Annotated in this window: 11 protein-coding genes; 5 read left to right on the top strand and 6 right to left on the bottom strand. The window is 44.5% G+C overall.

Annotation, left to right across the window (positions count from 1 at the left end; all coding sequences use genetic code 11):
* Positions 1–6: 6 nt before the first annotated feature.
* From ACHLI0_RS04420 to ACHLI0_RS04395, 6 genes are all read right to left on the bottom strand, one after another.
* Complete coding sequence (locus ACHLI0_RS04420; protein WP_490748540.1) at positions 7–1,437, bottom strand: rhamnulokinase; 1,431 nt, start codon at positions 1,435–1,437, stop codon at positions 7–9.
* A gap of 15 nt (positions 1,438–1,452) precedes the next feature.
* Complete coding sequence (locus ACHLI0_RS04415) at positions 1,453–2,091, bottom strand: class II aldolase/adducin family protein (protein ID WP_008763022.1); 639 nt, start codon at positions 2,089–2,091, stop codon at positions 1,453–1,455.
* Between the two features lie 109 nt (positions 2,092–2,200).
* A complete protein-coding gene (fucI, locus tag ACHLI0_RS04410; RefSeq protein ID WP_055218466.1) occupies positions 2,201–3,976 on the bottom strand; it encodes an L-fucose isomerase in 1,776 nt (591 codons plus the stop codon).
* Between the two features lie 72 nt (positions 3,977–4,048).
* The gene (locus ACHLI0_RS04405; RefSeq protein ID WP_258973032.1) at positions 4,049–5,044 is read right to left on the bottom strand and encodes a GntR family transcriptional regulator; all 996 of its coding nucleotides are present in this window, start codon (positions 5,042–5,044) and stop codon (positions 4,049–4,051) included.
* Positions 5,045–5,219: 175 nt separating this feature from the next.
* Entirely contained in the window at positions 5,220–5,774 is a 555-nt protein-coding gene (locus tag ACHLI0_RS04400) for a 30S ribosomal protein S16 (protein WP_055218463.1), read from the bottom strand.
* Positions 5,775–5,882: 108 nt separating this feature from the next.
* The gene (locus ACHLI0_RS04395; protein ID WP_490748539.1) at positions 5,883–7,184 is read right to left on the bottom strand and encodes a Na+/H+ antiporter NhaC family protein; all 1,302 of its coding nucleotides are present in this window, start codon (positions 7,182–7,184) and stop codon (positions 5,883–5,885) included.
* 195 nt (positions 7,185–7,379) lie between these two features.
* Here ACHLI0_RS04395 and ACHLI0_RS04390 point away from each other — a divergent pair, with 195 nt between their 5' ends.
* Genes ACHLI0_RS04390 through ACHLI0_RS04370 form a run of 5 tightly spaced genes read left to right on the top strand, consistent with a single transcriptional unit; the run spans position 7,380 to position 14,665 of the window.
* The gene (locus tag ACHLI0_RS04390; RefSeq protein ID WP_490748538.1) at positions 7,380–8,450 is read left to right on the top strand and encodes an efflux RND transporter periplasmic adaptor subunit; all 1,071 of its coding nucleotides are present in this window, start codon (positions 7,380–7,382) and stop codon (positions 8,448–8,450) included.
* Between the two features lie 10 nt (positions 8,451–8,460).
* Positions 8,461–11,493, top strand: coding sequence for an efflux RND transporter permease subunit (locus ACHLI0_RS04385; RefSeq protein WP_490748537.1), 3,033 nt, complete (start codon positions 8,461–8,463; stop codon positions 11,491–11,493).
* A 2-nt stretch (positions 11,494–11,495) separates the two neighbouring features.
* Positions 11,496–12,800, top strand: a complete 1,305-nt coding sequence (locus ACHLI0_RS04380; RefSeq protein WP_490748536.1) for a TolC family protein — start codon at positions 11,496–11,498, stop codon at positions 12,798–12,800.
* Between the two features lie 16 nt (positions 12,801–12,816).
* Positions 12,817–13,872, top strand: a complete 1,056-nt coding sequence (locus tag ACHLI0_RS04375; protein WP_113748398.1) for a sensor histidine kinase — start codon at positions 12,817–12,819, stop codon at positions 13,870–13,872.
* Entirely contained in the window at positions 13,865–14,665 is an 801-nt protein-coding gene (locus ACHLI0_RS04370) for a LytR/AlgR family response regulator transcription factor (RefSeq protein ID WP_490748535.1), read from the top strand. Before ACHLI0_RS04375 ends, ACHLI0_RS04370 begins: the two co-directional genes overlap by 8 nt.
* Positions 14,666–14,670: the final 5 nt, after the last annotated feature.

The raw sequence follows: 14,670 nt of genomic DNA, 5'->3' as shown, positions 1-14,670 counted from the left end.
TCTTTCTTATTTTTCAGGGTAATATACTTGTGGTGTAACACTGCGGCTTACTACTTCTCTGATTTCCCGGAGGCTGGATATTTCTCCTTTCGCCATTGCCTGAGTCAGGATATTCCCCATTGCTGTGGCTTCTACCGGTCCGGCATAAACAGGGATGCCGAGTGCGTTGGCAGTAAGTTGGTTGAGCAGTTTATTTTGTGAGCCTCCTCCGATAATGTTTAGCCGGTGAATCGGAGAGGGGAGGCAACGATTGAGCTGTGCTACCGCCTCGCGATATTTGGAGGCCAGTGACTGTAGTACGCATTTGACCATTTCTGCCTTGTTTCCGGGAACTTTAAGTGAATGATTCCGGCAGTAGTTCAGAAGGGCTGTTTCCATATTTTCGGGGTTCATGAACTCTGCATCGTCCACGGGAATAATCGTGTCAATTTCTGCGTCCGCAGCTTGCGGAAGAATCGTATCATAACTTTGTTCTTCACCACGTAGCTTCCATTCGCTCATCAAGCGTTGCAGAATCCACAGTCCGGTAATGTTTTGCAAGAATCGGATGTGACCGCCTACGCCTCCTTCATTGGTAAATTGAGCCAGTCTCGCTTCTTCCGTCAATATGGGTTCATCCACTTCGACTCCCAACAATGACCAGGTGCCGGAACTGAGAAAGGCTACTTGACCTTCAGTTGCCGGAACGGCAGCAACGGCACTGGCTGTGTCATGCGAGCCGGCAGCGATAATGTCGACGGTGCCTAATCCTGTTTCACGGCCTATCTCTTCTTTAAGTGTTCCTCTGACAGTTCCCGGCAGAATAATTTCTCCGAATAAGTGTTCGGGGAGTCCCAAAGCACGGATGGTATCCATCGACCAGTTTCGTTGGCGTGCATCGAGCAGTTCGGAGGTGGAAGCTATGCAATATTCATTATTGGCTACTCCCGTCAGGTAATAGCTGAAGAGGTCGGGCATAAAGAGAAGCTGTTGTGCAACTTCTAGCAGTACGTCCTGATTCTGTTGCATGCTGTAAAGCTGAAACAGCGTATTGATAGGCATTACTTGTATGCCTGTGCAGGCGTAATGCTTTTGTGTATCCAGTATTTGAAATACCTTGTCCGGCATTCCGTCTGTTCGGGCATCCCGATAGCAGACGGGGTTGCCCAGTAAATTTCCTTTTTTGTCAATCAGGCCGAAGTCTACTCCCCAGGTATCTATGCCGATTCCTTTGACATGATATCCCTTTTGTGCAGCAAGTTTCAGTCCGGTTTTCATATCTTCGAACAGGGCGGGAAAGTCCCAGTAAACATGATTCCCGAGTTTAACTTGCCGGTTGGTAAAGCGGTGTATTTCTTCTAATTCCAGCTTTCCCTGGAGAAGGGAGCCGGCGATGACCCGACCGCTTCCTCCTCCAAAGTCTACTGCCAAATATGTGTTTCTTGTGGTATCTTTCATGGTATTCCCGGATACTTATTTGGTTTTCTTTCCTAATACGTATATTTCCAGGTCTTCTATTTCTTCCGGTGTCAGTACGGAGTAATCACCGCCGGACTGAACTATGATGCGGCAAGCCATTTCGAAGAAGGTAGCCCGTTCGTAAACTTGGTCGAAGTCTTTTCCGCATACTACTTGTCCGTGATTGGTCAATAAGACGGAATTATGCTTCAGCATTGCTTCTACTACCGCTTTGGCCAATTCGGGAGATCCCGGCCGATAGTAAGGAATTACGGGAATTTCCGACCCGACATGACAAGGTATTTCTGCCGTTACGTTGAAATTTGTCGGTTTGTTTTTCATGCAAGAGATGGCAGTGGCATATTCCGACTGGAAATGGAGTACTACATTTACATCCGGCCGTTCGCGGAGAACGCCAAGATGGAATGTACTTTCCATAGATGGTTTTACGCCATTCGTCGGTGTACCGCTGGCTATATTACAGATAGAAACTTTTTCTTTGGCAAGGGTAGGGACCCAGGAGCCTGTACCCGAAATCAGTGCTTCTTCTCCGATTCTCCAGGAAAGATTGCCGCTGCTGCAGAGCATTAATTTTGCGTCTCCATAGCGGTGTGCCTGTGCCAGAAACAGTTCGATGTGTTCGTCAGTTATCATAGTGTTTTTATTTAAGCCATCATATAGTGGAAGCTTGTGTTTGAAGACTGCTTCCACTATGATACGGCAAAGTTAAATTATTAAATCAAATAGGACGAAAGATTCTTGTTTATTTATAGATAGGACCGTAAGTTGTACAAGCTCTGTAATCTGCTCCTTCTTTGTCCATACCGAATGCGTTCCATGCAGCCGGACGGAAAATTTCGTTTTCATCTACATTGTGCATGCAAACAGGGATACGAAGCATAGAGGCAAGCGTAATCAGGTCTTGTCCGATGTGACCGTAGCTGATGGCTCCGTGGTTAGCGCCCCAGTTGTTCATTACAGAATATACATCCTTGAAAGCGGATTTATCACACAGACGAGGAACGAACCACGTAGTCGGCCATGTCGGATCGGTACGCATATTCAATTTCTGATGGATTTCTGGATCGATCTCAACAGTCCATCCTTCTGCGATCTGCAGGACAGGGCCTAAGCCTTTGATCAGGTTCAGACGCATCATAGTAACAGGCATTCCACCTTTTGAAAGGAAGTTGGACGAGAAGCCGCCGCCACGGAAGTAATCGCGGTCTGCCGGATACCAGGTCGTTGCTTTGAGGCAGTTTTCTACGTCTGCATCAGTCAGGTTCCATGGTTCTTTCATGACAGGATTTCCTTCTGCGTCTAATGACTGGCCGGAACCGTCGAGTGTTGTTGCACCGGAGTTGATCAGGTGGATGATACCGTTAGCTGCCAAGCCGGTCAGTTCTTTACCGGTAACACGTTTTACGGCTTCAGGACTCCAGTACGTACGTACATCAGAGAATATTTGTGCACGGTTGGTCAGCAAGTGTCCGAACAGCATGGCTACTCCATTGCAGGCATCGTTTTCGGTAGCCACTACGAATGCTTCACGAATACCGTTCCAGTCGAAAGAAGTATTGAGCAGTGCTTCCGGATAGTCACCGTTAGGATAAAAGTCTGTCCATTGGCGTTGTCCCTGGAAGCCGGCAGCGATGGCATTATGTCCCAAAGCTTCTTCCTTGAATCCCATTTCTTTCAGTTTCGGGTTTCCGGTCATCAAGTCACGCATGATGATCATCATCTTCACGACAAATTCCCAGTCAGCATCTTTTTGTTCGCGGTTTTTGCGTTTCTCCGGACGGTTCTTGAAGTCGTCGCCCTCATTCACTTTACAGTATTTTTCAGTCCATGCCATTGCTTTTGCATATTCTTCGTGGTCATAGATGCCTTCTTCCATGCGGCGGATGATTTCCGTCAGGTCAATTGACTCATTGCGCATTCCCAGATATTCCTGGAAGAAGTCGGGGTTGACGATAGAGCCGGCGATACCCATTGATACACTGCCCATTGACAGATAAGATTTGCCTCTCATCGTCGCTACTGCCTGTGCGGCACGTGCAAAACGAAGAATTTTCTCTGCTACGTCTTCAGGGATTGTATTATCGTCGAGGTCTTGTACGTCGCGTCCGTAGATACCGAATGCGGGAAGTCCTTTTTGTGCGTGTCCTGCCAGTACGGCTGCAAGGTATACTGCTCCCGGACGTTCGGTTCCGTTGAAGCCCCAGACAGCTTTCGGATAATGAGGATTCATATCCATTGTTTCCGCACCATAGCACCAGCAGGAAGTAACGGTGATAGTGGACCCTACGCCTTCTCTTTCGAATTTCTCTGCACAAGCAGCGCTTTCGGCTACACGACCGATTGTACTGTCGGCAATTACACACTCTACAGGACTTCCGTCGCCGTTTTTCAGATTATTGCTGATTAACTCAGCTACTGCTTTGGCAAGGTTCATTGTCTTTTCTTCAAGGCTTTCACGAACGCCGCCCTGGCGACCGTCGATAGTGGGACGAATCCCGATTTTCGGATACTTTTTCATGGTTTCTTAATTTTTTTGTTATTTAGTGGTTAATATCTGTGCTGAACTGTGCTGTAAATACGGCAAAAAAAATCACAGGGACTTTCGGAGTCTTACTTCGGTAGGCAGGTACTTTTGTATCGGGACATTGTTCAGGACAAAGTTTGCCGCTTCATTTCCCATCATCTCCCAATCAATACTCAATGAAGTAATTCCTTCGTCAATCACTTCGTAGGAAGGAATATCATTGTATGCCAACAGACCGAAATCTTTTCCGCATTTCAGTCCTTCTAGTCTTCCTTGTTTCACAACCTTCACTACATCTTGTTGCTTGATGGCTATGTAGACTACTCCTTTGCGTATGGTCAGATTCTCGATATCTTCCTGAATTTCGCATAAAAATCCTTGTTCCTCACAAAAACGGGTAAAATACTCTTTACTGCTTTGGGGATGCTTCAGATTTTTAGAGAATAACAGAACAAGTTGTGGATAGTGCCGTAGTCTCTCCTTCAGCATGAGTAATGCCTGATAGAAAGCTTCATCAAAATCCTGACAGATATAAGAATACTTTTCTTTCTCGAATTTACCGAAGTCAAGAAGCAATAATTTTGTTGGATGAATCTTATTGAGAACCATACTGAATTTCTCATTATCGAAATTCATCACTATGTATTTATTATATTTTCCGACAGATTCGCGGATAATGGTATTGAAAAGCCGTTCATTATATTGATGAAACAGCAAGTCTACTTTGTAATTAATAGGCAGATGTTTGACGAAACTATTGTAAAGGGCTTCTTTAAAAGGAGTGTACTGGTCGAGCAGGAGCAGGACGTTGGTCACCTGACTGGTTACATAATATCCTTTTCCCGGAGTTGAATCGATCAGTCCCCGTTCGCGCAAATCAAGAAAAGCCTTGAAAACGGTATCGCGTGATACTCCATATTCTGCACTTAACTGATTGATGGAAGGCAAAGAATCTCCTTCACGAAATTTTTTCATGGAAATCGCCTGGCTTAATGTATCCGCTAATTGCGTAACCTTGCTGGACTGTTGACCGAATGTTTTCTTTTTATCAGTTCGTCTCATACTGTTATAAGATAAATGACTGTGCTGAGCTATGCTGTTGCAAAGAAAGGAAATTTATTCAGAAATAGAGAACTATTTTAATATGTTCTATAGCAGGAAATAAAAAAATCCCCTTCGGCGAACCGAAGAGGATTTATAGCTTTTTCCAAATTTCTTGTTAGGAACCTGCCGAAATTTATTCAGCAGCAGCTTCTGTTGCAGCAGCTTCTTCAGCCGGAGCTTCAGTTGCTTCTTCTGCAGGTGCTTCAGCAGCAGCTTTTTCAGCAGCTTCAGCAGCTTTCTTTTCAGCGAGTGCTTTTGCTTTCACTTCGTTGATCTTCTTTTCTGCTTCCAGACGTGCTTTAGCTTCAGCTTTCTTTTCTTCGTCTTGTTTAGTTTTCAAAGCAGCCAGACCTGACTGTTTGTTGTTCTTCCAAGCTTCGAATTTAGCTTCTGCTTCTGCTTCTCCGAATGCGCCTTTTGCAACACCGCCAAGAAGATGTTTCTTCATGTAAACACCTTCACGAGAAAGGATATTACGTACAGTGTCACTTGGTTGTGCACCTTTCAGTACCCATGCCAATGCAGCGTCGAAATTCAAATCTACTGTAGCAGGATTGGTGTTTGGGTTGTAAGTACCAATCTTCTCAATAAATTTACCATCACGTGGTGCTCTGCTGTCTGCAATTACAATTGAATAAAACGCGTAACTTTTACGTCCGTGTCTTTGCAATCTGATTCTAGTTGCCATTTTTAATAATTGTTTTTAATTAATGATTTGAATTATGCTACTAACTCGTAATAGCGGGCGCAAAGATACAGCTTTTCTTTTGATTGACAAATATTTCCTTTCTTTTTCTTATGAATACCTCCTCGGATATCGGAACAGGATAGCGAGCAGGGCACAGACTCCCATCGTAAACGGATAATAGAGATTGCCGATAATACTGATAGGAGAGATGTTGGCCAATCCGGCAGCGATCAGCATTTGTGCTCCATAGGGTATGATGCCTTGTATCAGACAGGAGAATGTATCCAGGATACTGGCTGTTTTTCTCCGGTCGAGATGGAATCTCTTTGCAATATCCTTTGCAATCGGCCCTGTGGTGATGATGGCAATCGTATTGTTGGCAGTGCATAGGTTGGCGATACTTACCAGAGCGGCGATACTCAGTTCCGCACCACGCTTGCTGTTGACGTGACGGGTCAGTTTTTTGATGATGAAATCGATACCTCCGTTATAACGGATTGTTTCGAGCATACCGCCTGCCAGTAATGTGATAATAATCAATTCACCCATGCCTGTGATACCCGTACCCATTGCTCCAAACCAATCGAATACGTCAAAACTCCCGGTAGCTATGCCGATGATACCGCTGGTCAGGATACCTATTATTAATACCAGCATCACGTTCATTCCGGCAATGGCTGTTCCCAGTACTATTATATAAGGTATGACTTTTATCCATTCGATAGTCTGTACTTGCGCGGGTGCAGTGATGGATAGTCCTTGAAAAATATAGATTCCCAGTACGATAATCGCTGCCGGAACTACAATCATGGAATTTACCCGAAACTTATCACGCATCACGCATTCCTGAGTTTTGGTTGAGGCAATGGTGGTATCGGATATAAACGACAGGTTATCTCCAAAGAAAGAACCTCCGACAACGACTGCTACCATAAACGGAAGGGCGATTTCTGTCTTTTCGGCCAGGCCGACAGCAACGGGAGTAAGGGCTACAATTGTCCCTACGCTGGTTCCGATGGATAATGAGATAAAACAGGCGGCAATGAATATCCCGGCCAATAGCAGATTATCAGGGAGGATATGCAGTGTCAGATTGACGGTTGCATCAATAGCTCCCATCTGCTTGGCGCTTTGTGCGAAAGCTCCGGCAAGGATGAATATCCATATCATCAGAAGGATATTCTTGTTGGCGGCTCCTACGGAGAACTGGTAGATACGCTGGTCGAGCTTCAATCCTCGCGTAATGGCAATTGCGTAACAGGAAGACACGAGGAAAGCCACAGTGATGGGTACTTTATAAAAGTCATTAACAAGAATGGAAGTTACCAGATAAAGGCAGAGAAAGACGAGTAACGGACTCAGTGCCCACCAGCTGCCATGACGTTCTTTATGTATTTTTTCTTCAGTCATAAATTGATATTGTGGTATATATTCGAACTGCAAAGATAGTAAGGAAACACATAAGTACGATAAAAGGCTCAAATTTTCATCTTTTCTTTTTCCGTTTTAGCTCTTTCTTTTTCCGCTTCGGAAATTAAATTCCGGTTCTTTTTTCTTCTTTCCGTTACTTTCGTGCCGTTGACAACGTAACTAATGTAGAATAGAATGACAACGACTAATTTTTCATTGTGTATTTTTTGTCTTTGCCTGCTCACATCGTGTAGTAAGGGTGAGAAGAAAACAAACGAGCCTGTACGGGTAAAAGTGGCGGAAGCGGAAATGCTGGTTCCTTCTGCAGAGCGTGAATTTTCATTTATTGCCAAACCATTCAAGGAGACCGAACTCTCTTTTCGGGTGGGCGGACCGATTGACCATTTCGAAGTGTATGCGGGGAATTACTATCATCGGGGAGATATCATAGCTGAAATTGATTCCCGTGATTTTCGTATTCGTAAGGAACGGGCGGAAGCTATTTATCATCAGGCAAAAGCTGAGTTTGAGCGAATCAAAGTGTTGTATGAGAAAAACAACCTGTCTGCCAGTGCCTATGAAAAAGCACGTGCAGACTATACTTCTGCCAAAACTGCTTATGAAACAGCCGTAAATGAACTTGAAGATACGAAACTTATTGCTCCTTTTGACGGATATATAGGGGAAGTCTACATTGAAAAATATCAGGATGTGAAAGCGACTCAGTCTGTCGTTTCTTTTATCGATATCACTCAGTTGAAGATAGAAGCGTATGTTACTCAGGAGATCGCATTTCAAGCGAAGGAAATCAAGGAAGTGGGGATTCGTTTTGATGTTCGTCCCGAAGCAGTATATCCGGCTAAAGTGATAGAGGTTTCAAAGAGTACGACGCGCAATAATCTTTCTTTCCTGATGACGGCATTGCTGCTCAACAAACAAGGAGAATGGCCGGCCGGTATCTCAGGAAAAATGTTGTTGGACCTTCCTGCTACATCATCTGTTCCTGTGGTGACCGTTCCGCAAACGGCCCTTAATCATCGTCCCACTGAAGGAGATTATGTATGGATGGTGGATCAAACGACAGGACAAGTCGTAAAGAGAAAAGTCATTTTAGGCGAATTGCTTCCCAATGGAAAAGTAGAAGTGAAAGACGGATTGCAGGCAGGAGATAAAGTAGCGGTGAGTAAATTACGTTTTCTTTCGGACGGAATGCCTGTAGATATTATTTCTCAGAAAGAAAAAAGGGCGGTTACCGCTCAAAAGTAAGTAGAAGAATATGAAGTTGGTAAAATATTTCTTGCAGAAGAAGTCGGTGACTATTCTGCTGTTGATATTAGTGCTGGGAGGAGGATTGTTTTCTTATATCAAGATGGGGAAACTGGAAGATGCTCCGTTTACTATCAAACAGGCATTGGTGATGACTCCATATCCGGGTGCTTCCCCTTCCGAAGTACAATCTCAGGTGACGGATGTATTGGAGGAATCGATACAGTCATTAGGCGAATTATATTATCTGAAAACTGAAAATCGGGCAGGCTTATCCAAGATCACGGTGTATGTAAAGAAAGAAATCCGGGCGGATGAGATGCAGCAGTTGTGGGATAAACTTCGTCGGAAGGTCAATGATGTACAGTCGAAACTTCCTGCAGGAGCCGGTCCTTCAGTGGTGAATGATGATTTCGGTGATGTGCTGGGTGTCTTCTATGGTCTGACAGGTGAAGGATATTCATATCGGGAACTGGAAAATCAGGCGAAGCTTATCAAGAATGTACTGCTCAGGGTGAAGGATGTGGCAAAAGTGGAGATTTATGGTGTACAGTCTCCAACGATTGACGTCATTCTTAATCCTTCCGTTATGGCACGGAGTGGAATCACGACTACGGATATTTCACGTGCCTTCGATGCACAGAACAGGGTAGTGGATGCCGGAGGGATTGATGCCGGCGTGAACAGGATACGGATTGAATCTACCGGTAATTTTTATTCTCTGGATGATATCCGGAATATGACTATCGTATCACGTACAGGAGAGCATTTCCGGCTGGCTGATATTGCAGAGATTGAAGAGAGTTATCAGACGCCTCCAAGTAATAAAATGCGGATTGACGGAAAACCTGCGGTAGGTATTGCTATTTCTACGATACCCACAGGAAATGTTGTCGATATGGCAGAGGCGGTAAAACTGGAGATTGACCATTTTGCAGAGACAATGCCCGAAGGTTTTGAACTGCAGACGATTTATGATCAGGGTTATGAATCGGCAGTGGCCAATCAGGGATTTATTCTGAACCTGATCATATCTGTGGTAACGGTAGTAGCTATTTTGTTGTTTTTTATTGGATTCAAGAATGGTATTTTGATTGGCAGCGGATTGGTGTTTTCCATCTTTGCGACCTTGATTGTGATGCTTTCACAAGGAATTGCCTTGCAACGTATGTCACTTGCTGCCATTATCATAGCTATGGGAATGTTGGTAGATAATGCCATTGTGGTCTCCGATTCGGCATTGGTCAATATGCAGCGGGGAATGCGGAAACGGGTAGCCATATTGCGGGCCTGTTCTTCAACTTCGTTGCCCTTATTGGCGGCGACAGTCATTGCGATTCTAACTTTTTTACCTATATATTATTCGCCGCATATTACCGGCGAGTTACTGTCATCCTTAGTTGTAGTTATCGGCGTTTCGCTGATGTTCAGTTGGGTCTTTGCGCTGACGCAGACTCCTTTCTTTATTCAGGAGTTTGTCCGTCGGCCAAGACCCAACGAACTTAAGGCGGCTCTTTTTGCAGGTAAGTATTACGATAAATTTCGTTCTGCATTGAGATGGGTGATTCGTCACCGGTATGCAACGATTGGGTGTATGGTCATTATGCTGGTATTGTCGGCATGGAGTTTCAAGTTCATTCCGAAGGTCTTTGTTCCCGCATTGGATAAGCAGTATTTTACATTGGATATGTGGTTGCCCGAAGGGACACGGATTGAAGAAACAGATAAGATGGTGATGGATATGGCGGAGTATATCCGCGGACAGGAAGAAACGGAAATGGTATCTACTTATGTAGGACGGACTCCGCCACGTTATTACTTGTCAAACGTTTCTTTTGGACCTCAATCCAACTATGCACAAATTTTGGTGAAATGCAAGACTTCGAAACTTTCCCGTCAGCTGCATGCCCGTTTGCAGGACTCTGTTTCGTTGAAGTTTCCCGAACCGTTGATTAAAGTAAATAAATTCGAGCTAAGTCCGTTAACGGAAGCGGTGATCGAGGCTCGTTTCCTCGGACCGGATCCTGCTGTACTTGATTCTCTGGTAGGGCAGGCCATTGAGATAATGCGACGAAATCCTAAAGTTGCGGATGCCCGGAACGAATGGGGAAACATGTCGATGGTTATCCGTCCGGTATATGATCCGGTGAAGGCCGGAGCATTAGGGATTACAAAAGCTTCGATGATGGAATCGGTGAAATCGATTAATGATGGTTTGCCTGTCGGTGTCTATCGGGATAATGAGAAAAAAGTTCCCGTTCTTTTGAAATCGGGTAATGTGGATATAACGGACGCCCATTCTTTGGGAGACTTTTCGATATGGAATGGAGAAAGGTCGGCTCCGCTTTCACAGGTAACGGAACGGATAGAGACAACCTGGGAGTTTCCACAGGTGAGAACTTATAACCGTCAGTTGTCAATGGCTGCAATGTGTGGCGTGAAACCGGGGCATACGATGGCGGAAGTACATGGAGAAATCCGGAAAGAAATAGAGAATATCCAGCTTCCCGAAGGATATACTTTCTTTTGGGATGCCCAGTATAAAGATCAGGGTGAGGCGATGCAGGCCATTGCTAAATATTTCCCGTTGGCATTCCTTGCATTAGTGGTTATCCTGGTAGGGCTGTTCGGTAATTTCCGTGAACCGGTTATCATTCTTTGTGTCCTGCCCCTGTCTTTGATAGGTATTGCGGTGGGGATGCTCTTGACCGGCTTTGACTTCGGTTTCTTTCCGATAGCCGGTTGGCTGGGGTTGCTTGGAATGATCATCAAGAATGTGATTGTACTGATTGATGAAATCAATGTGCAGCATCGTAGTGGAATTGATTTGTATACCTCTATTGTTGAGGCTACGGTTTCCCGAACCCGTCCGGTATTGATGGCGGCAACTACCACCATCTTCGGTATGGTCCCGCTATTGTTTGATGTCGCTTTCGGCGGAATGGCTGCGACTATTATTTTCGGACTGACGTTCGCTACGGGGCTGACCTTGTTTGTCACGCCTGCATTATATTCAATGTTTTATAAAGTAAAAGGAAAATAAAGATGAAAATAAGGATATATAGCTTGTTATTGTGTGGTTTTGCTTTGGGGTCTTTATCTGCCTTTGCCCAGCAAAGTCCTCTTCTTGAAAAGTACCGGACTATGGCATTGGATTACAATCACGACCTGAAAGCGGCTGAGAAGAATATAGCTGCCAGTATGGAAGTGGAAAAATCGGCACGGGCAGATTTGAAACCGAAACTTTCCGGAGCAGCTAACTTTCAGTATACGGGGAATCCGTTGGAATTGACTCTGGATGTTCCTTCTTTAGGATTGTCAAGAACAGTGGAAGGGAAACAACTGAACTATGGTGGTTCTCTTTCCATTCTGCAACCGGTCTATACAGGGGGACGCGTGCTGGAATCCATCCGTATGGCACAACATCAGCAATCATTTGCCGCCAATCAGGCAAAGGCATTGAATGATGCTGTTTGCTATCAGACGGATATTCAATACTGGAGTGCTGTAGCCCGGCAGGAGATTGTGACTGTTGCCGAAGATTTTCGTAACTCAATAGCTGCTTTGGTTAAAACAATCAAAGAAAGGGTAGAGGTGGGGCTGGTTGATCCGCAGGACTTACTGATGGCGGAAGTAAAACTGAACGAAGCGGAATATCAGTTGCTTCAGGCACAAAGTAATTTTGAAACAGGACGGATGGCATTGAATTCTATGATTGGTGTCCGGCTGGAACATCATACGGAACTGGATTCGCAGATACCGGTGGTGGTTGTCGATGATTCTACATGGTTGTCTACCGGTATGGCACGTCCTGAAATTCAGATGGCTTATGACCGGATTCGTATGGCCGAGAGTACGAAAAAGTTGAATGATTCACAGTTCAAACCTCAGTTTTATGTGGGAATAGACGGGAGTTACTCTTCTCCCGGATATAATTTCAAGAAAGATCTGGATCCCAATTATGCTGTTTATGCAAAGGTCTCAGTTCCTATTTTTGAATGGGGAAAGCGTAAAAGTGAGAAGCGTGCTTCTTCCTTTCGGGTAGGTATGGCAGAAGATAATCTGAATAAAGTGATGGATCAGGTTGAACTGGAAATAGGAGTGGCACGTAAAGCCCTGTCACAAGCTATGGAACGGGTTCGTTTGAGCGAAAGTTCACTGGTGAAGGCAGAAGAGAATGAAGCGAAAGCAATAGAACGTTATAATGAAGGAAAGGTGTCAGTGGTGGAAGTGATTGATGCGCAAACCTATCGGCAGACATCGCAGGTGAATTATGTGCAAGCCAAAGCTGCGGCACAAGGACACTATTCGGAGTTAATAAAAGCGCTTCACGCATATGATTGTCGATAAAAAGCACTAACTTTGTATGAAAAGAGCCAACTGTATGAATGTAAAGTTGAACACCTTATTATATATAGCGCTGTTTTCAGGATTGGGTATATTCTCTTTCCTGTTACTGATAAATTATGCAACCTTCTCTGATCGGGTTGCCGATATGCTACATTCAGTCAGTACACTGGGGTTCTTCATACTGGCTTTTAATGTGCTGGGATATGCTACCATCAGGTTGAGCTCATGGATCGATAATCAGTATGCGTTGAATCTGCATCGGCGTTGGAAGCTGGTTTCAGTCTATATTATCGTAATGGGGATGTTTCTTTTGCTAAACTACGGTTTAATGGTAACCGCCAAGTTGTTGGCAGGAGCTTCTTACCCGTTTACGTTTCCCAACGGAGGCTGGCGGATTCTTATTACCGTATGGCTGGTAGAGCTCGTCATCCTTGGATTGTTGCTGGCCAATCGCTCAATGCGGAATACGTTAAGATTACAACAGAAAGCGGCTGCCTTGCAAAAAGAGAATAATACGGCACGCTATACTGCTCTACAGAATCAGTTGAATCCTCACTTCTTGTTTAACAGCCTGAATACCTTGATTTCTGAGATTCGCTACAATCCGGCTAATGCGGAATTGTTCACCCAGCATCTTTCGGATGTGTATCGCTATATTCTTCAGTGTCAGAATCAACGGCTGACAACATTGCGGGAGGAACTGGATTTTCTGAACTCTTATATTTTTCTGCATAGGGTTCGTTTGGGCGATTGCATTCATATTGATAACCGTATTCCGAAGACTTGTATGGAGGCTCAGTTGCCTCCGCTTACCATTCAATTGTTAGCGGAGAATGTAATCAAACATAATGTCATTCATACAGGGAAGCCGATGACTATCGAACTTCTTTATATGGAAAAGGAACGGGAACTGATTGTCAGAAACCGGATACAAACTAAAAAAACGGTGGTGACTTCCGGAATGGGACTTAAGAACCTTTCTGCCCGATATATGTTGTTGTGCAACCGTGACATTGTGGTAGAAAATGACCGGAAAGAGTTTACCGTAAAAATACCTTTGCTCTATGAATAAGATAAAAGCAGCCATCATAGAAGATGAAATTCCGGCAGCCCGTCTGCTGAGGGATACGTTATTGTCTCTTCGTCCCGATTGGGAGATACAGTTATTGCCCGGTAATATTGAAGAGGCAGTAGAATGGTTCGGGCAGCATCCTCATCCGGATATCCTGTTTCTGGATATTCAGTTGACGGATGGTAATTCTTTTCTTTTTATAGAACAGGCGCATCCGGAGAGTATGATTGTATTTACTACAGCTTATGATGAATACGCCGTGCGTGCTTTCTCTGTGAATAGCATTGACTATCTTTTGAAGCCGATTCATGAAGACCGCCTGATGCAGACCATTCATCGTTTTGAAGGATTGACGAAGAATTATATCCATGAATTCAATCAGGAAAGCCGGATGCTGGAAATATTGCAGCAACTTTCTGCTGCACAGGAGACCTCCGTTTCTGTGCAGAAAAAGTATCGTACCCGTTTTCTTATTTCCGGCGGCGAGAAACTTTTCACCTTACAGGTGAGTGATATCGCCTACTTTTATTCGGAAAATAAGCTCACCTTTGCCGTGACTCATAAGAATCGTGAGCATCTCATCGATCTGGCATTAGACCGATTGAGCGAACAACTCGATCCGGATCACTTTTTCAGGACGAATCGTCAGACATTAGTCTGTATTGATGCCATTCAGCGTATTGAATCCTATTTCTTAGGAAAGGCAGTCGTTCATGTACAACCACCTTTCAAAGATAAGATAGTGGTGAGTAAAGACAAGATGGCTTCATTCAGAATGTGGCTGAATTATTAATTGTT

This window comes from Bacteroides sp. RCH18, assembly GCF_058231005.1.
Note: the sequence above shows the minus strand (reverse complement) of the source record. Positions and strands in the feature narration are given on the sequence as shown.

Bases quoted from the DNA above. Each gene is read 5' to 3' on its own strand.
- fucI (WP_055218466.1), bottom strand. From the start codon at position 3,976: ATGAAAAAGTATCCGAAAATCGGGATTCGTCCCACTATCGACGGTCGC.
- ACHLI0_RS04415 (WP_008763022.1), bottom strand. From the start codon at position 2,091: ATGATAACTGACGAACACATCGAACTGTTTCTGGCACAGGCACACCGC.
- ACHLI0_RS04370 (WP_490748535.1), top strand. From the start codon at position 13,865: ATGAATAAGATAAAAGCAGCCATCATAGAAGATGAAATTCCGGCAGCC.
- ACHLI0_RS04395 (WP_490748539.1), bottom strand. From the start codon at position 7,184: ATGACTGAAGAAAAAATACATAAAGAACGTCATGGCAGCTGGTGGGCA.
- ACHLI0_RS04405 (WP_258973032.1), bottom strand. From the start codon at position 5,044: ATGAGACGAACTGATAAAAAGAAAACATTCGGTCAACAGTCCAGCAAG.
- ACHLI0_RS04385 (WP_490748537.1), top strand. From the start codon at position 8,461: ATGAAGTTGGTAAAATATTTCTTGCAGAAGAAGTCGGTGACTATTCTG.
- ACHLI0_RS04400 (WP_055218463.1), bottom strand. From the start codon at position 5,774: ATGGCAACTAGAATCAGATTGCAAAGACACGGACGTAAAAGTTACGCG.
- ACHLI0_RS04390 (WP_490748538.1), top strand. From the start codon at position 7,380: ATGACAACGACTAATTTTTCATTGTGTATTTTTTGTCTTTGCCTGCTC.
- ACHLI0_RS04380 (WP_490748536.1), top strand. From the start codon at position 11,496: ATGAAAATAAGGATATATAGCTTGTTATTGTGTGGTTTTGCTTTGGGG.
- ACHLI0_RS04420 (WP_490748540.1), bottom strand. From the start codon at position 1,437: ATGAAAGATACCACAAGAAACACATATTTGGCAGTAGACTTTGGAGGA.
- ACHLI0_RS04375 (WP_113748398.1), top strand. From the start codon at position 12,817: ATGAAAAGAGCCAACTGTATGAATGTAAAGTTGAACACCTTATTATAT.